The 22,114-nt window shown below is 64.2% G+C and carries 22 protein-coding genes and 1 pseudogene; 10 read left to right on the forward strand and 13 right to left on the reverse strand.

The window, feature by feature from the left end; all coding sequences use genetic code 11:
* Positions 1-50: 50 nt before the first annotated feature.
* Positions 51-956, reverse strand: coding sequence for a LysR family transcriptional regulator (locus RFM68_RS01585; protein WP_320230894.1), 906 nt, complete (start codon positions 954-956; stop codon positions 51-53).
* A gap of 102 nt (positions 957-1,058) precedes the next feature.
* Between RFM68_RS01585 and RFM68_RS01590 the strand changes: the two genes are divergently transcribed.
* A complete protein-coding gene (locus RFM68_RS01590; protein ID WP_320230895.1) occupies positions 1,059-2,222 on the forward strand; it encodes an NAD(P)/FAD-dependent oxidoreductase in 1,164 nt (387 codons plus the stop codon).
* A gap of 197 nt (positions 2,223-2,419) precedes the next feature.
* Positions 2,420-3,442 (forward strand): LacI family DNA-binding transcriptional regulator, encoded by a 1,023-nt coding sequence (locus tag RFM68_RS01595; RefSeq protein WP_320230896.1) that lies wholly within the window; start codon positions 2,420-2,422, stop codon positions 3,440-3,442.
* 3 nt (positions 3,443-3,445) lie between these two features.
* On the opposite strand, the pseudogene RFM68_RS01600 reads toward RFM68_RS01595, so the two are convergent.
* Positions 3,446-3,852 (reverse strand): annotated as a pseudogene (locus RFM68_RS01600) (alpha/beta hydrolase fold domain-containing protein); the annotation flags it as partial.
* A gap of 40 nt (positions 3,853-3,892) precedes the next feature.
* Between RFM68_RS01600 and RFM68_RS33590 the strand changes: the two are divergent.
* A complete protein-coding gene (locus tag RFM68_RS33590) occupies positions 3,893-4,135 on the forward strand; it encodes a GntR family transcriptional regulator (protein WP_430694802.1) in 243 nt (80 codons plus the stop codon).
* Positions 4,089-4,415, forward strand: a complete 327-nt coding sequence (locus RFM68_RS01605; protein ID WP_320230897.1) for a GntR family transcriptional regulator — start codon at positions 4,089-4,091, stop codon at positions 4,413-4,415. Before RFM68_RS33590 ends, RFM68_RS01605 begins: the two co-directional genes overlap by 47 nt.
* Positions 4,416-4,521: 106 nt before the next feature.
* On the opposite strand, the gene RFM68_RS01610 is transcribed toward RFM68_RS01605, so the two are convergent.
* From RFM68_RS01610 to RFM68_RS01640, 7 genes are all read right to left on the reverse strand, one after another.
* Positions 4,522-5,445 (reverse strand): anti-sigma factor, encoded by a 924-nt coding sequence (locus tag RFM68_RS01610; protein WP_320230898.1) that lies wholly within the window; start codon positions 5,443-5,445, stop codon positions 4,522-4,524.
* Entirely contained in the window at positions 5,432-6,001 is a 570-nt protein-coding gene (locus RFM68_RS01615) for a sigma-70 family RNA polymerase sigma factor (protein ID WP_320230899.1), read from the reverse strand. The genes RFM68_RS01610 and RFM68_RS01615 overlap by 14 nt, the downstream gene beginning before the upstream one ends.
* A 16-nt stretch (positions 6,002-6,017) precedes the next feature.
* Complete coding sequence (locus RFM68_RS01620; protein WP_320230900.1) at positions 6,018-6,227, reverse strand: hypothetical protein; 210 nt, start codon at positions 6,225-6,227, stop codon at positions 6,018-6,020.
* A gap of 3 nt (positions 6,228-6,230) precedes the next feature.
* Positions 6,231-6,356: a hypothetical protein gene (locus tag RFM68_RS01625; RefSeq protein WP_320230901.1), complete on the reverse strand. Its 126-nt coding sequence runs from the start codon at positions 6,354-6,356 to the stop codon at positions 6,231-6,233.
* A gap of 120 nt (positions 6,357-6,476) precedes the next feature.
* Entirely contained in the window at positions 6,477-7,865 is a 1,389-nt protein-coding gene (gene chrA, locus RFM68_RS01630; protein ID WP_320230902.1) for a chromate efflux transporter, read from the reverse strand.
* A complete protein-coding gene (locus RFM68_RS01635) occupies positions 7,862-8,680 on the reverse strand; it encodes a chromate resistance protein ChrB domain-containing protein (RefSeq protein ID WP_320230903.1) in 819 nt (272 codons plus the stop codon). The genes chrA and RFM68_RS01635 overlap by 4 nt, the downstream gene beginning before the upstream one ends.
* Before the next feature lie 169 nt (positions 8,681-8,849).
* On the reverse strand, positions 8,850-9,638 hold the full coding sequence (locus RFM68_RS01640; RefSeq protein WP_320230904.1) for a 3-hydroxybutyrate dehydrogenase: 789 nt from the start codon (positions 9,636-9,638) through the stop codon (positions 8,850-8,852).
* A gap of 223 nt (positions 9,639-9,861) precedes the next feature.
* Between RFM68_RS01640 and RFM68_RS01645 the strand changes: the two genes are divergently transcribed.
* The 3 genes from RFM68_RS01645 to RFM68_RS01655 all read left to right on the forward strand — a co-directional run bounded on the left by RFM68_RS01645 (position 9,862) and on the right by RFM68_RS01655 (position 12,831).
* Positions 9,862-10,650, forward strand: coding sequence for an acetoacetate decarboxylase (locus RFM68_RS01645; protein ID WP_320230905.1), 789 nt, complete (start codon positions 9,862-9,864; stop codon positions 10,648-10,650).
* The gene (locus RFM68_RS01650; protein WP_320230906.1) at positions 10,643-11,803 is read left to right on the forward strand and encodes a patatin-like phospholipase family protein; all 1,161 of its coding nucleotides are present in this window, start codon (positions 10,643-10,645) and stop codon (positions 11,801-11,803) included. The genes RFM68_RS01645 and RFM68_RS01650 overlap by 8 nt, the downstream gene beginning before the upstream one ends.
* Before the next feature lie 185 nt (positions 11,804-11,988).
* Positions 11,989-12,831 (forward strand): DUF8737 domain-containing protein, encoded by an 843-nt coding sequence (locus tag RFM68_RS01655; protein WP_320230907.1) that lies wholly within the window; start codon positions 11,989-11,991, stop codon positions 12,829-12,831.
* A gap of 116 nt (positions 12,832-12,947) precedes the next feature.
* Here the strand turns inward: RFM68_RS01655 and RFM68_RS01660 are convergent, their stop codons facing one another.
* The 3 genes from RFM68_RS01660 to RFM68_RS01670 form a co-directional block, all read right to left on the reverse strand.
* Entirely contained in the window at positions 12,948-13,976 is a 1,029-nt protein-coding gene (locus RFM68_RS01660; protein WP_320230908.1) for a CorA family divalent cation transporter, read from the reverse strand.
* Positions 13,977-14,054: 78 nt separating this feature from the next.
* A complete protein-coding gene (locus RFM68_RS01665) occupies positions 14,055-15,656 on the reverse strand; it encodes an inorganic phosphate transporter (protein ID WP_320230909.1) in 1,602 nt (533 codons plus the stop codon).
* 111 nt (positions 15,657-15,767) lie between these two features.
* Positions 15,768-16,301 (reverse strand): TetR/AcrR family transcriptional regulator, encoded by a 534-nt coding sequence (locus RFM68_RS01670; protein ID WP_320230910.1) that lies wholly within the window; start codon positions 16,299-16,301, stop codon positions 15,768-15,770.
* A 147-nt stretch (positions 16,302-16,448) separates the two neighbouring features.
* Between RFM68_RS01670 and RFM68_RS01675 the strand changes: the two genes are divergently transcribed.
* Both RFM68_RS01675 and RFM68_RS01680 read left to right on the forward strand, forming a co-directional pair.
* Positions 16,449-17,756: an efflux RND transporter periplasmic adaptor subunit gene (locus RFM68_RS01675; RefSeq protein ID WP_320230911.1), complete on the forward strand. Its 1,308-nt coding sequence runs from the start codon at positions 16,449-16,451 to the stop codon at positions 17,754-17,756.
* Positions 17,753-20,836 (forward strand): efflux RND transporter permease subunit, encoded by a 3,084-nt coding sequence (locus tag RFM68_RS01680; RefSeq protein ID WP_320230912.1) that lies wholly within the window; start codon positions 17,753-17,755, stop codon positions 20,834-20,836. Before RFM68_RS01675 ends, RFM68_RS01680 begins: the two co-directional genes overlap by 4 nt.
* Positions 20,837-20,953: 117 nt before the next feature.
* Here the strand turns inward: RFM68_RS01680 and RFM68_RS01685 are convergent, their stop codons facing one another.
* Positions 20,954-21,409 (reverse strand): L,D-transpeptidase, encoded by a 456-nt coding sequence (locus RFM68_RS01685; RefSeq protein WP_320230913.1) that lies wholly within the window; start codon positions 21,407-21,409, stop codon positions 20,954-20,956.
* A 360-nt stretch (positions 21,410-21,769) separates the two neighbouring features.
* Between RFM68_RS01685 and RFM68_RS01690 the strand changes: the two genes are divergently transcribed.
* Positions 21,770-22,099, forward strand: a complete 330-nt coding sequence (locus RFM68_RS01690; protein ID WP_320230914.1) for a hypothetical protein — start codon at positions 21,770-21,772, stop codon at positions 22,097-22,099.
* Positions 22,100-22,114 lie beyond the last annotated feature (15 nt).

Genomic DNA, 22,114 nt, shown 5'->3' on the forward strand with positions numbered 1-22,114 from the left:
CCGGGTGGTGCGGGTCCAAGATGGATGACGGGCAAGGATATAAGTCCTGCTTATGCTTTGGCGCGATGTTCATCCAGGACGATGGAACAGGCCGAGCGGATTTCATCGCGCATCATCTCATCGGCCCGCGAAAGGGGTCGCGTCCGCGAGGTGAGAAGCGCGATCGGAAATTCCGGTCCTGCCGTGAGCGGCCTGACCGCAAGCCCGGCAAACTGGGGCCACGGCAACAGTGCATCGACCAAACCGATGCCCAGACCGGCCTGGACGAAACCGACCGCAGAAATGGAGACATCGATCTCCAGCGATGGCGAAAGCGCCACGCCTTGCGCGCGGGCTGCGTGGGCCAGCTCGTCGGCGGGACGGGTGTTTCCGCGATAGGATATCAGCTCCTCGCCAACGAGATCAGCGAGCGTCAGTTCGGCTTTTTTCTGCAACGCATGCCCGGCGGGCAGCAGGCAGGCGAACCCAACGCTGCCGATCACCTCCGCCTCGATGTCTGGAGGCAGGCGGTCGTCCATGGCCACGCCAAGGCTGGCGTCACCCGCGCGCAGCATGTCAACGATTGCGGCGATCGGGGCGCTATGGGCACGCAGCATTATGTTGGGATGCTGCGCCCGGAATTTGGTGAACGCACGCGGCAATATCGCCATTGCTGGCGGCGGCGATGCCGCAACCCGCACCAACCCTGCCCGACCCAGGCGCAGGTCGGTGGTCTTGCGGCGCAAGCCCTCAAGTCCCGCCGACAACCTCTCGGCATCGGGGAAGATCTCTAACGCTTCCGGGGTTGGTCGCAGCCGGCCCTTCACCCGCTCGAACAGGGTGAAGCCGAGTTCGTCCTCGGCGTGGAGCAGTATCTGGCTGAGCGCAGGCTGGGAGATGTTCAGCATCCGCGCCGCAGCGGTCACGGTACCCGCGCGCATCACGGCGATGAACACTTCGAGCTGCCGGGCCCGCATTACAACTCCATAGGTAAAGCTTATGGCTTCTGTCCAAACCCATCTTTGACCTAATAGCGCAGCGCGGACAAGATCGGCTCGGATTGATTGCTAGAGGGCGCTATGGATGTAGTCGTGCTGGGCGGCGGCCTGATGGGGACGGCTTCGGCCTATTTCCTCGCCCGGCGCGGCGCGCGCGTGACGCTGATCGAGCGCAACCGGATCGGCACCGGAGCGACCGTCGCCTCCTTCGGCAACATCCGGCGCACGGGGCGGCATTTGTCCCAGCTTCCGCTGGCCCATCGCTCGCTCACACTGTGGGGCGAGGCCGAAAAGATGCTTGGCCGCGACGTCGAATTCCGCGCCACCGGCCACATCCGGCTGATCTTCGATGAAGGCGGTCTCGCCGACATGCGGGCTTATGCCAAGGCGGCGCGTCCCTGGGGACTCGAGCTGGAGGAACTTGGCCTGCACGAGATTCGCGACCGCTTTCCCGGCCTCGGTCCCAATGCGATCGCGGCGTCGTTCTCGCCGCATGACGGCAGTGGCAATCCACGGCTGATCGCGCCTGCCTTTGCCGACGCTGCCCGCAGATTGGGCGCGGAAATCGTCGAGGGAGCGCAAGTCGAGACGATCCGGCACACGGGTTCCGGTTTCCTTGTCGCCACTTCCAAGGACGCGTTCGCCGCTGATTGCCTGCTCAACACTGCCGGAGCCTGGGGCGCGCGCATCGCAGCGCAATTCGGCGAAGAGGTTCCGCTCGACGCCCGCGGCCCGCAGATGGGCGTGACCGAGCCGCTGCCGCACCGTATCCTGCCGGTGGTCGGCATTTGGACGCGCGACAAGGACCATGGCGCCTATCTGCGTCAGGTCGAGCGAGGCAACATCGTCTTCGGCGGAGCGGCTGAGAGAGTAGCAGTTGACCTCGATCCCGGCCACGCGGCCGCCGACCCAATGCGCCTGCCGACGCAGTTGCGCGCCGTTGCGCGGCTGCTGCCGGCTATCGCGCGGGTCGCGGTCATCCGCACCTGGTCGGGTTGCGAGGGCTATATGCGGGACATGCTGCCGGTCATGGGACGCTCGGCGACGACGCCAGGCCTGTTCCATGCCTTCGGCTTCAGCGGTCACGGCTTTCAGCTCGGTCCGGGTGTTGGCGACGCCATGGCCGAACTCATGATGACAGGCCGTTGCGAAACGCCGCTCGATGATTTCAGGATCGATCGCTTCAATCGCGCCGCCTGCCGAGAGCAGCAGGGCAGTCCGATGAGTATCGGGAAAGGTGGGTAACGGTGCACGACGAATTGCACCAAGCTGAGATTGCAATTTTTATGTCAATTTATAAATTTACGTACGGAATAATTTCTCGCAACGCGTTAAAGCTTGCAAAGCGAGTTGTAAAACCTTGAGGTCGCGCGCCGGCGCATCGCATGGAATCACTGGGCGGCGCACGGACTCCGGTTCGGAAATCCATCGCGAGGGTTTGAATGCCGACGACGCACAAGACGATGCAGGATTTCGCCCGTTCCTGTGGCGTCTCCCGGCCGACATTGTCGAAATATTTCGACGATCCAACCAGCGTCAAGCCGGCGACGCGAAAGCGCATCGAGGATGCGCTGCGCTCGTCCGACTACCAGCCCAATCTCTTCGCCCGCAATCTCAACCGCAAGCGCACTCGCAGCATCGGCATCGTCGTGCCGACGGTCGCCGATCCCTTCTATTCCGAGATGGTCAGCCGGATCGAGCTTCGGCTGCGCGACGAAGGCTATTGGCCGATCGTCATCTCTTCGCACGGCTCGACCGAGCTCGAGGCTGATGCGACGCGAACCATCTTGTCGTTAAAAGTGTCTGGCGCGCTGATCGCGCCGCTCGGCCTGCGCTCGGACCATCGTGCGCTGGAGAAGCTGACGCAGGTCATTCCGATCGTCTATTTCGACACTTATCTCGAAGGGAGCACGCCGTTCGTCGGCAACAACAACAGTCAGAGCGTGTCGACCATAGTCGATTACCTTTGCAGATCCGGCGAACCCCCAATCTATTTCGACATCCCGCACATCAACCACAACTCGCCAGAACGATTGAACAGCTATGTCACGTCGATGAAGCGGCTTGGACAAGAGCCGGTCGTCATCGGTAACACCGACGCTTACACCTGGGATTTCGAGCGGATCGGCTACGAGCAGACGGAGAAGATGCTGAACCAGAGCGGCCTGCCGGGCAAGACGATCCTGTGCAGCAACGACCGCCTCGCCTTCGGCGTGATGGCGGCCGCCTTCTCCAAAGGGCTGAAAGTCGGCCGCAAGGCCGATTGCGACCTGCGGGTGGCCGCGCATGACGACCATCCACTCAGCCGCTACACCTGCCCGGCGCTAACCACCATGGCGCAGGATTTCGCGGCGATGGCCGGACGCAGCGTCGAGACGCTGCTCGCGCTGCTCGACGAGGACGGCACGGCCGTCGCGCCAAAGGTCAATCTCGACGCAACGCTGGTGATGCGCCAGTCGGCCTAGATTTCAAGAAAAGGCGGAATCGAATTTTCGCCACGCGGCCACCGCCGCCTCGACCGCCTGCCGCGACGCTGGGCCATGGCGACCCATCGAGACGAAACCGTGGATCTGCCCCGGCCAGCGCTTGATCCGCGTTGGCACGCCGTCCGCCTCCAGGCGTTGCGCGAAGGCTTCGCTCTCGCCGGCGAGGATGTCATGGCCGGCGATGGCGATGAAGGCCGGTGCCGCTCCCGCCAGGCTCTCGGCGTTGAGCGGCGAGACTCGCCAATCGCCGATGTCCGCGGCCTCACGCACATAATGATCGCGAAACCAGGCCATGCGGTGAGGCCAAAGCCTTCGCCGAAGCGGCGGTAGCTGTCCGTGGTCTGTGCTGCATCGGTGTTCGGGTAGAACAGCAGTTGCGCCGTCAGCGGATGCCTGTCGGCCCAGCAGCTCGGTGTCAGCCGTACACCGGTGCGCGGGGCGCTGATCCGGCTTGCCGATGAAGGGCTGATCGACATTCTGCCGCAGCGTGGCAGCTTCGTCGCGCCGATCCGCCTGAGTGACGTGGAGGAAGCGCAGTTCATTCGCGAGGCGCTCGAAGTCTCCGTCGTTCAGAAGGCGGCCGGCCAAGGCTCGAGCGCCTTCATCGCGGCAGGCAGGGTAAACCTTGCCCAGCAGGCCAGTGGCCGAGGGCGACCGCGAGCTGTTCCTTGAGCTCGACGAGGCGTTCCACCGCAGCCTGTGCGAGGAGGCCGGCCTGCCCCGCACTTGGCGGGTCATACAGGTGGTCAAGCTGCAGATGGATCGCGTGCGCTATCTGAGCCTGCCTGAGCCCGGCCATCTTGAGACGCTGCTGGCACAGCATCTGGCGATCTTCGAGGCGGTGGAGACCGGCGAGGCCAAGCAGGCCGGCGCCCGCATGACGGCGCATCTGCGCGAAGTGCTGCGCACCGTGCAGCACCTCAACGCGACACGGCCCGATCTGTTTGGATAGGGATCGAGTCAAGGCACCTTGCTTTCCTTGCAAAGGGCCGAAAGTGTACCATCTACCGGCATCCACCTTCCCATCGACCGCGGCTACACCTGCCGGTGAAGTCGGCTCAGCCCGGGCTACCGGCCGCCGGATTGGCGATGATTGCAGCCCGGAAGCGGGCGACGAAATCGTCGAGCGCGGGGCGTTCGGCATCCGAGATCGCCCAGTAGGAGAAGGCGTCGTCGGTCCAGTGGACGAGCAGGAAGCCGCCCGCCGACAGGTCGTCCGCCACCGGCACCGATTTGGCCTCGTTCTGCCGGGGTGCGGCCACCAGCGTGATCAGATGCTCGTGATGGCGATAGACCAGTGCCGGCATCGGCCTGTCGCCGATCACTTCGACCCGCCCGCCAAGCAGCGCGTAGCCGTCCTTGGCCATGTCGGGCGCAGCGGGCGAGACGCCGATGCGGCCGTCGAGCCATGGCTTCACGGTGTGGCGGTCGGACGAGAAAATGTCGACCGGCGTCGCCGCGAGCAGGCTGCGGCGATGGCCGTTGGCGACGGCCACGGCAAAGCTGTCGGAGCCATTGTCCGCCGTCGTCAGCCATTGTGTCACGCCACTGGCGAGAAATGCCGTGAGCACGATCGATGCCGCCATCTGGCGCCAGTCGAAGGAGTTGAACCAGCGTGACGCGCGCGGTCGCATTTCGATGACTTTGCCTTGCTGCTGTCGCTGCACGGACGCTTCCGCCTTCACGGATTCAGCCTGTGCGACCTCTGCCTCCTCGGGATCTTTTACCGTGGCGATCGCCGCGATGCGCGCCAGGAAATCGTCGCTGACGGTCGGGCGCGGCACATTGGCGACAGCGCCGCTCAGCGCCACCAGGCGCGCATGTTCGGCGGCAAGCTCAGGATCGGCAGCCATCCGGCGCTCGACCGCCAGGGCGGCCGCGGCATCGAGCTCGCCATCGACAAGGGCGTGGATCATCAGTTTCATATCCTGCGGGTCTTCCGGCAATCCATCCTCACGCGGGCGATTTTCATGCGGGCTCATGGCGCCCTCCAAGTTCCGTCATCAAGAGGCCGCGGGCCCGTGCCAGCCGAGACATCACCGTGCCTTGCGGCACGCCAAGCATGGCGGCGATCTCGCGGTAGCTGAGACCGTTTATGTCGCGCAGCACCAGTGTTTCGCGAAACGCTTGCGGTAGCCTTGCGATCGCTGCTTCCACCGCCGCCGAATTCGCCTTGGCGATCAGCGCCGCCTCTGGGCTGTCGGCATCATTGTCCGGTGGCGGCGAGACGTCGTCGAGATCGGCGAGGTCGCCGACGGCCACCACGCTGCGCGAGCGATTGCGCGCCATCCACGTGTAGGAGGCGTTGCGCACGATGGTGAGCAGCCAGGCGCGCGCATTGCCGCCGGCAAAGCCGGCAATGCCCGCATGCGCCTTGAGGCAGGCCTCCTGCACCACGTCCTCGGCATCGGCTTGATTGCCGGTCAGCCAGCGGGCGAGCGACAGCGCGTCGCCGAGATGCGGCAGCACCACTTCGGCGAAACGCGCGGCCAGCATCTTTTCGCTCAACACCGTTCCGCCGTCGGGCGCTCCCGCCATGGGCCTGCCGCCGCCCTCAGCGGGAGGCAGCGATCTGTCCCCGCTCGTGCGGGCGAAGATCGCGACCGCAGGCGATGGCGCCTGCTTCGAGGGAGGAGAAGGCATTGGTGTCACCGGAGTCAAGTGTCTCGGAAGCAGGGGGCGCCTCGGAAGGGGATGGCGCATCGTTGGCTGCAATGAGATGCTCGCCGTCATGGTCGTGGATCTCGATGGTTGCGATCGGCACGGATCAGGACCGGCGGCGGGGCAGTATCGCCCAGAACAGATGCGCCCAGCTCATCCGCTCCAGAGGACGCCGGCAACTGATGCCTTCGCCCTCTTCAGTCTTCGCGCTTTTATCTTCATGCCGCTTCATGATCCTCTCCTGCCGTTGCGCACAAATGGCGCATGCCCTGGAGACCAGCGGACTTCGCCGTTTATTCCCGGCGGTCGGCTTTTTTCGTTCACGCTGATGTGATCGTTTGCTGGGCCGGCCTCACAGCGCCAGCAGCGCAAGCCCCGCCAGCGCCGATCCTGCCAGCGTCGGCAGCATGCCGAGTTTCAGCCTGAACATGGCGACCATCGCCGCCGCCGACAGCAGCGCGGCGCGCCAGTCGAGCGAGGACAAGACCGGAACCTCCACGCCCCAGCCGACGCTCTCGACCTTGCCGAAGACGACGTGCAGCGCAAACCACAGCGCCAGGTTCATGATCACGCCGACCACCGCCGCCGTGATCGCGCCGAGCGCCGCCGACAGCGCCTTGTTCTGGCGCAACTGCTCGATGTAGGGCGCGCCGAGGAATATCCACAAAAAGCACGGCGCGAAGGTGGCCCACAATGTCAGCCCCGCCCCCATTGATCCCGCCAGCAGCGGGCTGATCGGACCAGCGTGGCGGTAGGCGGCGGCGAAACCGACGAATTGCAGCACCAGGATCAGCGGCCCGGGCGTCGTCTCCGCTAGCCCGAGCCCGTCGACCATTTCTCCGGGCGACAGCCAGCCGAACGAGGTGACCGCCGCCTGCGCGACATAGGCCAGAACCGCATAGGCACCGCCGAAGGTGACGACGGCCATCAGGCTGAAGAAGCCGCCGATCTGCGCCCACACGCTGCCCGGACTTGTCAGAACCGCGATCAACGCCACCGGCCCGAGCCAGACCGGCAGCCAGATGGCGATGATGCGGATGGCATGCCACCGCTTCGGTATGGTGTGGCCGAGTTCGCCGCGCTCGAACATCAGGTCCACCGCGCCCTTTCCCTCGGCACCGGCGGTGCCCTTGCCGTGCGCCGAAGCGGAAAACAGTCTGGGCGCGAAGCGATTGCCGGCCCAGCCGATAAGTCCCGCTGCGAGCACGATCAGCGGGAACGGCAGCCTAGCGACATAGATGGCGAGGAACGCCGCCACCGCGATTGCCACCATGGCACGGTTCTTCAGCGCCCGCCTGCCGATACGGATCACGGCTTCGACGACAACGGCCAGCACCGCGGCCTTGACGCCGAAAAACAGCGCCTCGACCACCGGCGCGTCGTTGTAGAGCATGTAGAAGCTGCTCAGGCCCAGCATGACCAACGCGCCGGGCAGCACGAACAGGATGCCGGCGACGAGACCACCTGCCGTCCGGTGCAGCAGCCAGCCGACATAGATGGCGAGCTGCTGCGCCTCGGGCCCAGGCAGCAGCATGCAGTAGTTGAGTGCATGCAGGAAGCGCTCCTCGCCGATCCAGCGGCGTTCCTCGACCAGTTCCTTGTGCATCAGCGCGATCTGTCCGGCCGGCCCCCCGAAGGACAGCAGCCCGATCTTTGCCCACAATCGCGTCGCTTCGCGGAAGCTCGGCACGGCCGGGATCGCGGCCGGCCGCGCGGCGCTGTCCTTAGCGAGCGCTGTCATTGCGCCTTGCCTCCGACAGGCCAGTTGTGGGTCTCTTCCGCTGCGTCGCGGCACCAGCGGAAGAAGGCGTCGTAGAGCAGCATGCCGGCTTCGAGCTGCTCGAGATCGTCGCGGAACATGCGCGACAGGCCGAGCGAGGCGGCGAGGAACCCGGCCGCCTGCGGGATAAGGTCGAGGCGCGCCGTGTCGGCCGCGCGCACGATCAGCGCCAGGCGATCGAGCGCATCGACGCGCAGTCCGAATTCCTCGATCATCGTGTCGAAGCTGCAGCGATCGCCACGATGGCTCCAGAACACGCCTTCGATGTCGAAGGGAACAGCGGCGAAGCGATCGGCCACCAGAGTCACCTCGGCCGGATCGACGAACAGGAACACCGCATCGGGATCGACGAAGCGGCGGATCAGCCAGGGGCAGGCAATGCGGTCGACTTTTGGCCGGGACCGCGTGACCCATACGGTGCGGCCGTTCTCGTCGCGAGGCGGGATCGCGCTGGCCGCGACCAACGGCGCCTTGGCGGCGGCCCAGGCCTCGAAGCCGCCTTCCAGCGACTCCGCTGGAATGCCTTCGTGGCGCAGCCACGCGGCAACGCCTTGCGAGAGCTTCTGCCCTCTCTGGCAGATCACGACGACTTTGCGTCCGGAAAATTCCGCCGCCCAGGTCGAGACAGTCCTGAAATCGCGCCGGCATGACGCCGGCAACAGGCGCGGATCGGCTTCATAATCCTCGTCGGTGCGCACATCGACCAGGCAAGGCGCGTCGGGCAGACCGACGAGACGGGAAAGCTGCGGAACGGTAATTGCGGTTGTTGACGGCATGGCGTCCACCTCCTGAACAAAGAGAGTCTGGACGCGATCGTTGGGCTGACGCCTCACGGGGTCGTCGCGGGGAACCCCTTGCCAGGATGCTGGAGCGGCGTCAGCCGATTGTCAAGGAAGACGGCAGACGGCCTCTGCCACGCCTTCCTTTGAAAAACAGCTTTACGCCTTACTGAGCCGTCCAGCCGCCGTCCATCGGCAGGGTCGTGCCGGTGATCTGCTTGGCCGCGTCGGTGCACAGGAACAGCGCAAGTGCCGCCAGTTCCTCGACGGTGACGAATTCCTTGGTCGGCTGCGCTGCCAGCAGCACGTCGTGCTTGACCTGCTCCTCGGTCATGCCGCGTGCCTTCATCGTGTCGGGGATCTGCTTCTCGACCAGCGGCGTCCAGACATAGCCGGGCGCGATCGCGTTCACGGTGATGCCGTTCTGCGCCACTTCCAGCGCCACCGTCTTGGTCAGCCCGGCAATGCCATGCTTGGCCGAGACATAGGCCGACTTGAACGGCGAGGCGACCAGCGCATGCGCCGAGGCCGTGTTGATGATGCGACCCCATTTGCGGCTCTTCATGCCGGGCACCACCGCCTTGATGGCATAGAAGGCGGCGAGCAGGTTGATGCGGATGATGGCTTCCCATTTATCGTCGGGAAACTCCTCGATCGGCGCGACGTGCTGGATGCCGGCATTGTTGACCAGGATGTCGAGGCTGCCGAACGCCTCCTCGGCCTCGTGGATCATGGCGGTGACCGCGGCGCCGTCCATCATGTTGGCGTCCGAGTAACGGCACTTGACGCCGAAATCCTTCTCGATGCCGGCCCGCTCCTGCTCGATCGCCGCGGCGTCGCCCAGACCGTTGATGGTGACGTTGGCGCCCTTGGCGGCAAAAGCTCGGGCGATTGCCAGGCCGATGCCGCTGGTCGAGCCGGTGACGAGCGCATTCTTCGAAGACAGGGAACCCATGGGATATCTCGCAAGAAGTGGGAGGGACTGTTGGTGCAGATAGTTTGTGCGGCGCAACACGACAATGCCACGGCCATGTGTCGGCTCGATTACAGCCCCGCAGAGGCTTTGCCGGCTTTCGCCAGATCCCGTCTTCGCGCTGACACGGCATTGTCATGCTGCCGTGCAACATATTTGCCAGCGCATTCGCGCGGGTCATTTCAAACCTGTCGGGGCACCAGCTATGGAAATCGCCGATGTCGTGAAGCGCGCCTATGCGATGCCGCTCACCAACCCGTCCTTCCCGCCCGGCCCGTATCGTTTCTTCGACCGCGAATACGTCATCATCACCTACCGCACGACGCGCGAAGCGCTGGAAGCGGTCGTCCCGGCGCCGCTCGAGATCGACGAGCCGCTGGTCAAGTATGAGTTCATCCGCATGCCGGACTCGACCGGCTTCGGCGATTACACCGAGACCGGCCAGGTCATCCCGGTGCGATACAAGGGCCAGCATGGCGGCTTCGTGCACTCGATGTATCTCGACGACGACGCGCCGATCGCCGGCGGCCGCGAACTCTGGGGTTTCCCCAAGAAGCTCGCCAGCCCCAAGATCGTGCATGAAGGCGAAGTGGTGGTCGGCACGCTGCACTATGGCAGCGTTCTGTGCGCCACCGGCACCATGGGCTACAAGCACCGCGAGGCCGACCACGACCAGGTGCTCGCCTCGCTCGCCGCGCCCAATTTCCTGATCAAGATCATCCCGCATGTTGACGGCTCGCCGCGCATCTGCGAACTGGTCCGCTACTACCTCACCGACATCACGCTGAAGGAAGCCTGGACGGCGCCCGCCGCGCTCGACCTGCGGCCGCATGTCATGGCCGACGTCGCGAAGCTGCCTGTGCTCGACATCGTCTCGGCCGTTCACTTCACCGCCGATCTAACGCTCGGTCTCGGCGAAGTCGTGCATGATTACCTCGCCGGCCACAGCCAATCCGTTGCCGGCGCGAGCCAGTTGGAGAAAGCCAGTGCTTGAGCGCACCCGCAACAAGGCAGCTGCCGCCACCATCCAGGAAATCACGGCGCAATATGACCGTATCGCCCTGGTGTTCCAGGGTGGCGGCGCGCTGGGCGCCTACCAGGCCGGGGTCTATCAGGCGCTTGCCGATGCCGGCTGCGAGCCGACCTGGCTCTCCGGCGTCTCGATCGGCGCCATCAATGCCTCGATCATCGCCGGCAACGAGCCGAGCCGCCGCCTGCAGCGCCTCGAGCAGTTCTGGCAGACGATCTCGGGCCGCAAGATCTGGGCCTATACGCCCGAAGGCGACATCTATCGCGACATCCGCAACCAGACATCGTCATTCATGACGATGACGATGGGCCAGCCCGGCTTCTTCAAACCGCGCAGTCCCAACCCCTGGGTCCAGTTGTCGGGCGCGGAAGGCGCCACCAGCTTCTACGATACCGCCGAACTCAAGGACACGCTGGAAAGCCTGATCGACTTCGATGTGCTGAACGACGGCAAGAAGCGGCTGAGCGTCGGCGCGGTCAACGTCCGAACCGGCAACTTCGTCTATTTCGACACAGACAAGGTGCGCATCGGGCCGGAGCACATCATGGCGAGCGGCGCGCTGCCGCCGGCCTTCCCCTCGATCCGCATCGAGGGCGAGTACTATTGGGATGGCGGCATCGTTTCAAACACGCCGCTGCAATATCTGCTCGACCAGGAAGAGGACCGCTCCTCGCTGGTGTTCCAAGTCGACCTGTTCAGCGCCCGCGGCGTGCTGCCGCGCGGCATGGCCGACGTGCTGTCGCGCCACAAGGACATTATGTATTCCAGCCGCACGCGGCAGAACACTGACAATTTCGAGCGCATCCATGCGCTGAAGATGAAGCTGCTCGATGCGCTGAAGCGCGTGCCGCCGGACCAGCTCAAGGACGGCGAGAAGGAGCTGATCGCTGATTATTCCGATGCCGGCGTGGTCAACATCGTCCACCTGATCTATCAGCACAAAGGCTATGAAGGCCACGCCAAGGACTACGAGTTCTCGGGCACCTCGATGCGCGAGCACTGGGAGATGGGGCTGGAGGACACCGAGCGCACGCTGCGCCACAAGAAGTGGCTGATGCTGCCCACCAATGTCGAGGGCGTCGCCATCCACGACCTGCATCGCGAAGACCCGACCTGACACTTGCATCCGCCACAAGCGGAGCATCTCGAGAAAAAGGCACAGCGGTCACTCGCCTGGAAGCCCGTAAAACTGTGAAGCTCTGCTTCACAGGCCATCAACATTATCGCGGATAGCCGCTCGCCGAGAGCGGGCTTACGTCTGGGCGCCAGCAAAAAAGCGCTGGGCTCGATGGAGTACCGCTGATGACCGCCGAGGCTGCTTCCTCCTCTGCTATCGTTCTGTCGCGCTGGCGCGGCCTGCTCTGGTTTGCGCCGCTCACGGTGCTGTGGCTACTCTTGATCTATCGTTGGCCGGCGATCCCGGCCAGCGGCATTCCGACCACAGCCCACCAGCTCGCAGCCCACGGGCTCATCGCGCTCGGATTGTGGCTCGGCCTCGAACATACGAGCCTGACACCGGGTCAACGCCGCGCGACCTGGTTGGCGATCATGATCCCGGACACGCTGTGGCTCGCCGTCGCCTGGAGCGCCGCGATCAATGGCGTCTTCCACCCGGACACCACGTCTTTACCGGCGTTGCCATCGGCCATCTTCCTGCCGGTGATCATCGGCGCGCCGTTGTTGCTGTTTTCTAAGCGGATCGGGCAGGTGCTCGATGCGATGCCGGCGAGCTGGCTTATCGCGGTTCAGCTCTACCGCGTATTCGGCAGCTGGGCTCTCGCGGCGTGGCTGCATGGTGCGCTGCCCGGCGTCTTCGCGGTGCCTGCAGGCACCGGCGACGTGCTGACGGGACTGTTCGCGTTGCCGGCGGCGATCGCAGTGGCGACCGGCACAGCCGAGGGCCGGAGGGCGGCAACTCTCTGGAACATCCTCGGCCTTGCCGACTTCGCTGTCGCGATCACCATGGGTATGATCACCTCGCCCGGCCCGTGGCAGTTGATCGTTCCGGATGTGCAGAGCATCGGCGCTGGCGATTATCCGGGTGTGCTGACCCCTGCTTTCGTGGTGCCAAGCTCAATCCTGCTGCATGTTTTGTCGCTGCGCCAGCTGCGCCGCCGTAGCAGGGCGGAGGTTGCGCGACGATAGGAGTGCGCCTCGCGCTCTACGAATTCCGCATCAGCGCCGACTGGACCGAGTGCATTCGGCCCGTCACGTCGATATCGGGACTATCGAGGGAGCCGCTCCCGAAGGCGACATCCAATTTAGAATTTGAGATCGGCGCCGGCGCGCAGCAGCAGCCAGTAGAACAGCCCCGTCGCGCCACCCGCAAGCAGCATCGCCAGCAGGAAGCCGCCATGCGTATGCGTCAGCGGCAATCCTTCGGTGTTCATGCCGAAAATGCCGACGATCAGCGTTCCCGGCAGAAGCAGCGCGCTCATCACCGCCAGCGCCTTGAGGCTTCGATTGGATTCGTCCGCAAGCTCTGCCGCGACCTCTTCCTGCAGCAGCCTTGCCCGGTCGTTGACCATGACGACTTCGCGGTCGAGCCTTTTGAGGCGGGCCGACAGCTTGCCCAATATGTCATGTGCGCCGGCCGACAGCTCCCAGCCGGCGCGGTTCTCTTCCTGGAACAGCGCCGCCTGCGCCGAGATCGGCCGGTGCAGCGAGACTCCCAGACGGCGCACATCCTTGATCCGCCGCCGCTCGTCGGCCAGACGCTCGGTGACGAGATGGTCCTCGACCTCGTCCAGCTGCTTCGTGGCCAGCGCCAGCCGGCCGGTGGCGCTCTTGCAAAAGCCGAGCACGATCGCCCCGAACAGCTCGAAGGCCGTAGCCGGCTGAAACCCTTCCGACAGCGCTTTGTTGACTTCCTCGACAGCTGCCAGCGAGTGCCGCCGGCCGGTCACCAGCAGGCGGTCCGTCACGGCGAAATGCAGCCTGCCGATGGTGGTCGAACGGCGCCCAATCTCGCCATGCAGGTCGGCAGCGATACCGTGCACGACACCCTTCTCATGCGCCAGCGCCATGCTGTCCTCATGGCCTTCGAGGATCGCATGCGCCGATTGCGGCAGCGCGCAAGCCTGGCTGATCCAGGAATGCGCGCGCTGGTCGATAAGATCGACATGCAGCCATACCCAGCCGTCCTGCGCGGCGATCGCGGCCTCGATGTCTTTGGGAGCGATCGGCTGCGCCGGTGCATCGGCGTTGCCGCGATAGGCCCAGATCAGGCCGGGGGCATGATGCCGGCTGTCGTCCCAGGCAAGCAGCGTCAGATGCGATGCGTCGTTCATGGCCGCCACTCGTGCTCAAAAGCATGACGGCGCCGAAACCGGCGCCGTCTTTGTTACCGATCAGGCATGAACCGCCGCTCAGAAAACGTGGCGGAGGATCACGAACAGCACGAAGGCCAGCGCGATCGAGCAGGGCAGCGTGAGCACCCAGGCAAGCAAAAGGTTGCGCACGGTCGACCACTGCAGGCCGGAGCCGTTTGCCGCCATCGTGCCGGCGACGCCGGACGACAACACGTGGGTGGTCGATACCGGCAGGCCGAGGCGATCGGCCATGCCGATGGTGATCATCGCGACCAGCTCGGCGGCGGCGCCCTGGCCGTAGGTCAGGTGGCTCTTGCCGATCTTCTCGCCGACGGTGACGACGATGCGCTTCCAGCCGACCATGGTGCCGAGCCCGAGCGCCAGCGCCACGGCGACCTTCACCCAGAGCGGAATGAACTTCGTCGCGTTGTCGACCGCCTTGTGATAGTCGGTGACCGCCTTGAGGTCGGCATCCTGCATCGGCAGCAGCTTCTTCTTGTCGATCAGCTTCAGCGCTTCGCCGATCAGGTAGATGTCGTTGCGCGCGTTGCTGACCAGATCGGTCGGTACCTTGTCGACCGAGGCGTAGGGCTGCAGCTCGGCGGTCGTATTGTGGATATAGGTCTGCAGCGCGACGGTCGTCTGGTCGTTCCAGGTCTTGGTCCGCACGGCATCCTGCACGGCTGCCTTCGCATCGGCGACCGTAACGCCCGGCTTGACGTATTTGCCCAGCGCCGTCTCGACGGAGACCGAGGCCGCCTTGTAGGCCTCGAGATAATTGATGTCGGGCGTGCGGTTGAGCGCATAGGCCGTCGGCACCACGCCGATCAGGATCAGCATGATCAGGCCCATGCCTTTCTGGCCGTCATTGGAGCCATGCGCGAAGCTGACGCCGGTGCAGGTGAAGATCAGCAGAGCGCGGATCCACCACGGCGGCGGCGTGTTGCCCTTCGGCGCCTCATAGAGCGCCGGATTGCGCACCAGGAGCTTCATCACATAGAGCAGGATGGCGGCGGCGAAGAAGCCGATGATCGGCGAAACCAGCAAGGTGGTGCCGACATTGGTTGCCTGTCCCCAGTCGACGCCGCTGGTGGCGCTGCCGGCGGGAGCCATGAACTGGTTGGCGAGACCGACGCCGATGATGGAACCGACCATCGTATGCGAGCTTGACGCGGGCAGGCCGAGGAACCAGGTGCCCAGGTTCCACAGGATGGCGGCGACCAGCAGCGCGAACACCATGGCAAAGCCCGACGACGAGCCGACCTGCAGGATAAGCTCGACCGGCAGAAGGGACAGGATGCCGAAGGCCACCGCGCCGCTCGAGGTCAGCACACCGAGGAAGTTGAAGAAACCTGACCACATGACGGCGAACTCGGCCGGCAGGGAACGCGTGTAGATGACAGTGGCGACCGCATTGGCGGTGTCGTGGAAGCCGTTGACGAACTCGAAGCCCAGCGCAATCAGAAGCGCGATGCCGAGCAGGATCCAGGGCACCGTCTTGGCGATGGCCAGATCCTGGCTGAGCGCATAGCCGACATAAATGATGCCGACGAGCACCAGCACGCCGAAAGCCGGCAGGAACCATTTGGCACCGCCCGATTGTTCTAGGGGATGATCCGGTCTCGGGATCCCCGCCTCACTGGAAACTAGGTCCACCATTGTCCCACTCCTTTTGCATCGCAGCAAAGAACCGCGGAGAACGCTATGTCCGTAGGATGAAGCTGGTGTGACGCTCTTAACCGTTTGGTCACCACCAAACCGTCTGGTGACCTACCCGGCTATCTTCAGGAGCGAGGCGACCAGCAGCTCGCGCTCGCCCTGCGACAGCACGTCTGAATCAAAGAGATTCATGCTGCGCATCCCCTCGATGGCGAGAAAGCAAACCAGCAGCGAGCCAAGGTCGTTCGTCTCCTCCTTCAGCCGCTCGAACAGCTGTCGTTTGAACGCCTTTATCGGCGTCAGGAAATCGGGGTCCTCCGCGATCGCCGAGAACATCCAGGAAGCCGAGGGTTTCGGCTGCTCGCAATCGTCGGCCGACAGCTTGATATAGGCCGAGAGCACGCCTTCGTGGCCGGCCGCAGCCGCGCGTGCTTCCAGCGCCTTCTGGAAGTTGTTGAGATAGCTCTCGACAAGGCCCTGCATCAGCTTGGCCTTGGTGGGAAAATTGTAGAGCAGCCCGCCCTTCGACACGCCGGCGCGGCTGGCGACCGCTTCGAGCGACAGGCTTCCCGGCCCCGCCTCGCGCGCCACATCGGCGGCTGCGGCAAGTATCTTTTCGCGTGAGTTTGCTCTGCGTACTCTCATCGCGCCTCCCGTACATTAGCCTAGGCGGAATTGACAAGACCGTCCAGCCGGTACAGTAAGGCGCCCGCCATTTGAAATCGGGACTTATCGTCGATATGTGTCCCGGCATCGATTGTTTTGCCGGTTGCCGGCTCGAGGGGACTGTCCGTGAAGCGCTTTTTCATCATCGCCGGATTCTTGCTTTTGCTCGCCTTCGTGTGCGTCGGCATTGTCGGCTTCAACTTCATGCGCGATGCCGGCATCAAGCAGTATTTCGCCACCATGAAGCCGCCGGCCGCGACGGTTTCGACAGTGACCGTCAAGCCTTCGGAGTGGACGCCGGGCGTTGAGGCCATCGGTACCGTCAATGCCGTACGCGGCGTCGACCTCACCGTCGAAACGAGCGGCATCGTCAAGGACATCCTCTTCCACGCCAACCAGAAAGTCGCTGCCGACGCCGTGCTCTTGCAGTTGGACGACGCGGTCGAGAAAGCCGACCTGGTGGCGCAGAAGGCGCAGGCCGCCTCGGACCAGGCGGCGCTGGCCCGCGCGATCGAATTGCAGCGGCGCGGCGTCGGCACCGATGCCACTCTTGACGCCGCGAGGGCGGCGGCGGACGCCTCGGCCGCGCAGGTCAATAAACTGCAGGCCGTGCTTGACCAAAAGCAATTGTCCGCGCCCTTCGGCGGCACGGTCGGTATTCCGAAGATCGACATCGGCCAGTACCTGGCGCCAGGCAACTCGGTCGTCACGATCCAGGATCTAGATACGATGCGTGTCGACTTCACGGTTCCGGAACAGCAACTGCCCCTGTTGAAGATCGGCCAGACCGCCAAGCTCGGCGGCAATCTTTCCGACATGTCCTTTGCCGGCACCATCCGCGGCATCGACCCCAAGATCGATCCGGCTAGCCGGCTGGTCTCGATCCGCGGCGAGGTCGCCAATCCGGAAGGCAAGCTCACCCCGGGCCAGTTCGTCCAGATCCGGGTTGAGTTGCCGCAGGAAAACAACATCATCTCCGTGCCGCAGACGGCGGTGACGACGAGCCTCTACGGCGATTATGTTTTCGTCGTCGAGCAGGCAAAGCCTGCTGCCGCTGCTGCGCCGGCAAAGCCTGAGGACCAAAAGCCCGCCGGCGATGCCGCCAAGCCGCAGGCCGATGCTTCCAAACCCGCGACTGACGCGACCAAACCCGCTGACAATGCGATGAAGCCCGCGGACAAGGCCGACAGCGCCAAGCCGAATGCCGATGGACCCAAGCCGGCCGATGCCGCGCAGCAGCCGGCGCTCGTCATCTCGCAAGTGTTCGTGAAGCTCGGCCGCCGCAACAACGGCATGGTCGAGATCACCGAGGGCCTCAAGGCTGGCGACCAGGTCGTCACGGCCGGCCAGAACCGGCTCTTCAATGGCATGTCGGTTGCCGTCGACAACACCGTCGACCCCAGCAAATCGGCGAACAAGCAGGTTCAGCAATGAGCTTCTCCGACCTCTTCATTCGCCGGCCTGTCCTCTCGACGGTGCTGGCCTGCATGATCCTGCTGCTGGGGTTCCAGGGCATCTTCGGCCTGTCGATCCGCCAATACCCCAAGGTTGACGAGACCGCGATCACCGTCACCACGGCTTATCCGGGCGCCAGTGCCGACCTGATCCAGGGCTTCATCTCGGCCCCGATCGCGCGCGCCGTCGCCTCGACCGAAAACATCGACTACGTGACTTCGTCCAGCCGTCCGTCCTCGAGCACGGTGACGGTGCAGATGAAGCTCGGCTCCAATCCGGACGTCGCGCTCACCGAAGTGCTGTCCAAGGTCCAGGGCGTGCGCGGCACCTTGCCGGACGCCTCCAAGGATCCGGTGATCGTCAAGGGCACCGGGCAGCAGTTCGCGATGATGTACATCTCGATGCAGAATCCGAACATGACGAAGGAGCAGCTTACCGAATATATCGAGCGCGTCATTCGTCCGCGCATCTCGACCGTTGAAGGCGTTGCCGACGTTCAGATCTTCGGCGCCCAGGAATATTCGATGCGGATCTGGATCGATCCGATCCGCCTCGCCGCCCGCGGCGCCACGGCCGCCGATGTGCTGACCGCGATCAACAATTCGAACTTCCTGTCGGCGCCCGGCAACACCCAGAACGAGTATGTGGTTTCCTCGATCACCGTTCGCTCGACCCTGCAGACGCCCGAGGCCTTCGCCCAGTTGCCGGTCCGCTCGACGGATGGACAGGTGGTGCGCCTGCGCGACGTGGCGCGTGTCGAGCTCGGCGCGAAGAACACCGACACGAGGGTGAGCTTCAACGGTAAGCCGGGAACCTTCCTCGCCATCTTCCCGACACCGGCGGCCAACCCGCTGACGACGGCGGCGGCGCTCACCAAGCTCGTCCCGGTGATCCAGGAGACGTTGCCGAAAGGCATGACGATCGAGGTCGTCTACGACGCCACCGGGCAGATCAGCGCCTCGATCGAGGAAGTGTTCAAGACCATCGGCGAGGCGGTCGCCATCGTCATCGTGGTCATCCTTTTGTTCCTGGGTTCGTTCCGCTCGGTGATGATGCCGATCGTCACCATCCCGCTGTCGCTGATCGGCGTCTGCTTCATCCTGTTTGCGGTCGGCTACTCGATCAACCTTCTGTCGCTGCTCGCCATGGTGCTGGCGATCGGCCTCGTCGTCGACGACGCCATCGTGGTGGTGGAGAACATCCATCGCCACATGGAGGAGGATCACATGTCGCCGATGCAGGCGGCCTTCAACGGCATGCGCGAGATCTTCTCGGCCATCGTCGCCATGACCATCACGCTGGCCGCGGTGTTTACACCGCTTGCCTTTACCGGCGGTCTGACCGGTGCTTTGTTCCGCGAATTCGCGGTCACGCTTGCCGGCTCCGTAGTGCTGTCCGGCCTGATCGCGGTGACCATCACGCCAATGATGTCGGCGCGCCTCCTGAAGGCCGGCGCGCATGGCCGCTTCCAGCGTGTCGTCGACGGCATCTTCGGCCGCGTCGAGCATGTTTACGAGCGCGCGGTCACCGCCTCCCTGAGAAACCGGCCCGTGACGCTGATCATCGTCATCGCGCTGGTCGCGCTCACCGGCTTCATGTTCACCAAGACCTCGACCGAGTTGGCGCCGGAAGAAGACCAGGGCTTCCTGCTCTCGATCGTGACCGCGCCACGCTATGCGACGTCGGACTACACCGAAACCTACGTCAACCAGATGCTCGGCCTGGTGAAGGATATCCCGGAAACCAGGGCGCAGTTCTCGGCCGTCGCCTTTGGCGGCGCGACCAACGGCGCCTTCGTCGGCTTCGCCTTCAAGGACTGGGCCGAGCGCAAGCGCGGTTCCAAAGAGCTTCAGGCCGATATCCAGGGCCGCCTCGCCAAGGTGGCGGGCGTCGAGGCCTTCGTCTTCGCGCCGCCGACGCTGCCTGGCTCCGGCGGCGGCCTGCCCATCTCCATGGTGGTGCGCTCGACCGGCGACCCGTCCGAGGTCTTCGACCAGGCGGAGAAGATAAAGAAAAAGGCGCAGGCTTCCGGCCGCTTCATCGTCGTGCAGGATTCGATGTCCTATGACGCGCCGCAGGTGACCGTCACTATCGACCGCGAGCGCGCCGCGGCGCTCAACCTGCCGATCGCCGACGTCGGCCGCACGCTGACGCTGCTGGTCGGCGGCGCCGAAGTGGCGCAGTTCGACCGCGACTCCAACAGCTACGACATCATTCCGCAGGTGCCGCAGGAGTTCCGTGACAACCCGGAGAAGCTCGGCGAGTATTTCGTGCGCAGCGTGGACGGCAAGATGGTGCCACTGTCGGCGGTCGTGAAGATTTCGACCAATGCCTCGCCGGCGGCAATCGAGCAGTTCAATCAGCTCAACTCGGCGACGATCTCAGCCCTGCCTTTGCCCGGCGTGACCACCGGTGACGGCCTGAAGGTGCTGGAGGATCTTGCCAGGGAAACGCTGCCCGACACCTTCTTCATAGACTATTCCGGCCAGTCGCGGCAGGAGAAGGAACAGGGCAACACCATCCTGATCGCCTTCGCGGCGGCCGTGATCGTGATCTATCTCGTGCTCGCTGCCCAGTTCGAGAGCTTCCGCGATCCGTTGATCATCATGATGGCGGTGCCGCTGTCGATCTTCGGCGCGATCGTGCCGCTCAACATCGGCCTCGGCACGCTCAACATCTACACCCAGGTCGGCCTGATCACGCTGATCGGCCTGATCACCAAACACGGCATCCTGCTGGTGGAATTCGCCAACCAGCAGCGTGAAATACATGGCATGCGGCGCCGCGACGCCATCATCGCTTCGGCCAAGGTGCGCCTGCGGCCGATCCTGATGACCACGGCGGCCATGGCGCTCGGCGTCGTGCCGCTGATCGTCTCCAGCGGCGCGGGCGCGGCCGCGCGCTACTCGATGGGCCTGGTCATCTTCACCGGCATCCTGGTCGGCACCATGTTCACGCTCTTCGTCGTGCCGATGTTCTACACCTTCATCGCCAGCAAGGACCTGCCGCACCTTGCCGAAAAGCCCGATCCGAATCTGATGCCGGCGCTGCCGAGCTGAGAAAGCCGGCGCCGAAGAAAAGAGGCCGGAATTTCCGGCCTCTTTTTTGGCGGTGGCCTCACGGCTTCGGCATAAATAGCCGAAGGCGGCAACCTGCCTGCTACTTGAGCCAGCCTGCTACTTGACAATGACGATGCTGGTGTTGCCGGGGCCGAAGACCTCGACGAGCTGATAGAAATCGGCCGCGGCATCGGGATGCAGCCGCACACAGCCATGCGAGGCGGGACGGCCGAGGTGGCTGATGGCATAGGTGGCATGAACCGCGTAGCCGCCGCTGAAGAACACCGAATGCGGCATCGGCGCGTTGTCGTATTTCTTCGAATACCACATCTGGTGCATGCTGGTCGGCTTGAACGACCCGGTCGGCGTGATGTGCGCCCTGTCGCCTGTCGAGACCTTCCAGGTGAAGGTCGGCCGGCCGTCGACCGTGACTTCCATGATCTGCTGCGACAGCGAAACCTTGGCGACGATCTGATTGGCATGGGCGGCGTTGCCGGCGCCGAGGAACAGCGCCGCACCGGTGAGCACGGCGGCAGTAACATTGATGAGCTTGGCGGAAATGGCGGTATGCATGACGATCCCTCTGTTTCTTGCCGTTGTGTCCGGCTTCAATTTCGATGGACGTCTTATCGGGTTTGTCCGTTTCAGACCTATTTCGCTTGATGCTCGTTTATGTTTCGAATTCGTTTCGAAAAGTTAACAAGAAACCCGTGACGGGTACCGGCCAGATTCCTCCCAGATTCCTCCAGGCTTAGGCGATTGGGTATCGCACAATGAGCTCGGATCAGAAACGAAAGTTCATATCATGCGTATATGAAAGGCGTTGGGCTGTTTTCGAAACCAACTTGCAACAAAGCGCGGCTCCGGCGGCATGATGCTGATACAGGCCGGCATCAGATTTGACGCAACGGGAACAGACATACGCAAACGAAAATGGGCAGGAAATCGAAACTCCCCTCCTGGCTCAGGATCAGCGTCGCGGCCATCATCCTGGGTGGCGCCGGCTCCGTGGCCGGCAACGCTGTGACGAGGCTGGCGGCGATGAGTTCGGGCGAGGTTTCGACCCTGCACATGTCTCTGTTCATCGCCACGGTCTGGATTGTTTCCAGCCTGCGCGTCCACCGGCCGAAGGCCTTCTGGCGGGTCGGCTTTCGGTTGATGAGGACACGCGGCCCCTCCGGCTACTTGCGGCCGAGAGGACCGAAGGCCCGCGCCGCAGCGGGGGGCTCCGTCAGCGGCGCGGGCGCTTCGGGAGTTTCCTGAAGCACCACGATTTTC

This window comes from Mesorhizobium montanum, assembly GCF_033977145.1.
Classification (GTDB): Bacteria; Pseudomonadota; Alphaproteobacteria; order Rhizobiales; family Rhizobiaceae; genus Mesorhizobium; species Mesorhizobium montanum.

Excerpts from the sequence above, each read along its gene's own strand:
- RFM68_RS01585 (WP_320230894.1), bottom strand. The coding sequence starts at position 956 with ATGCGGGCCCGGCAGCTCGAAGTGTTCATCGCCGTGATGCGCGCGGGT.
- RFM68_RS01590 (WP_320230895.1), top strand. The coding sequence starts at position 1,059 with ATGGATGTAGTCGTGCTGGGCGGCGGCCTGATGGGGACGGCTTCGGCC.
- RFM68_RS01595 (WP_320230896.1), top strand. The coding sequence starts at position 2,420 with ATGCCGACGACGCACAAGACGATGCAGGATTTCGCCCGTTCCTGTGGC.
- RFM68_RS01610 (WP_320230898.1), bottom strand. The coding sequence starts at position 5,445 with ATGAGCCCGCATGAAAATCGCCCGCGTGAGGATGGATTGCCGGAAGAC.
- RFM68_RS01615 (WP_320230899.1), bottom strand. The coding sequence starts at position 6,001 with ATGGCGGGAGCGCCCGACGGCGGAACGGTGTTGAGCGAAAAGATGCTG.
- RFM68_RS01625 (WP_320230901.1), bottom strand. The coding sequence starts at position 6,356 with ATGAAGCGGCATGAAGATAAAAGCGCGAAGACTGAAGAGGGCGAAGGC.
- chrA (WP_320230902.1), bottom strand. The coding sequence starts at position 7,865 with ATGACAGCGCTCGCTAAGGACAGCGCCGCGCGGCCGGCCGCGATCCCG.
- RFM68_RS01635 (WP_320230903.1), bottom strand. The coding sequence starts at position 8,680 with ATGCCGTCAACAACCGCAATTACCGTTCCGCAGCTTTCCCGTCTCGTC.
- RFM68_RS01640 (WP_320230904.1), bottom strand. The coding sequence starts at position 9,638 with ATGGGTTCCCTGTCTTCGAAGAATGCGCTCGTCACCGGCTCGACCAGC.
- RFM68_RS01645 (WP_320230905.1), top strand. The coding sequence starts at position 9,862 with ATGGAAATCGCCGATGTCGTGAAGCGCGCCTATGCGATGCCGCTCACC.
- RFM68_RS01655 (WP_320230907.1), top strand. The coding sequence starts at position 11,989 with ATGACCGCCGAGGCTGCTTCCTCCTCTGCTATCGTTCTGTCGCGCTGG.
- RFM68_RS01660 (WP_320230908.1), bottom strand. The coding sequence starts at position 13,976 with ATGAACGACGCATCGCATCTGACGCTGCTTGCCTGGGACGACAGCCGG.
- RFM68_RS01665 (WP_320230909.1), bottom strand. The coding sequence starts at position 15,656 with ATGGTGGACCTAGTTTCCAGTGAGGCGGGGATCCCGAGACCGGATCAT.
- RFM68_RS01670 (WP_320230910.1), bottom strand. The coding sequence starts at position 16,301 with ATGAGAGTACGCAGAGCAAACTCACGCGAAAAGATACTTGCCGCAGCC.
- RFM68_RS01680 (WP_320230912.1), top strand. The coding sequence starts at position 17,753 with ATGAGCTTCTCCGACCTCTTCATTCGCCGGCCTGTCCTCTCGACGGTG.
- RFM68_RS01685 (WP_320230913.1), bottom strand. The coding sequence starts at position 21,409 with ATGCATACCGCCATTTCCGCCAAGCTCATCAATGTTACTGCCGCCGTG.
- RFM68_RS01690 (WP_320230914.1), top strand. The coding sequence starts at position 21,770 with ATGGGCAGGAAATCGAAACTCCCCTCCTGGCTCAGGATCAGCGTCGCG.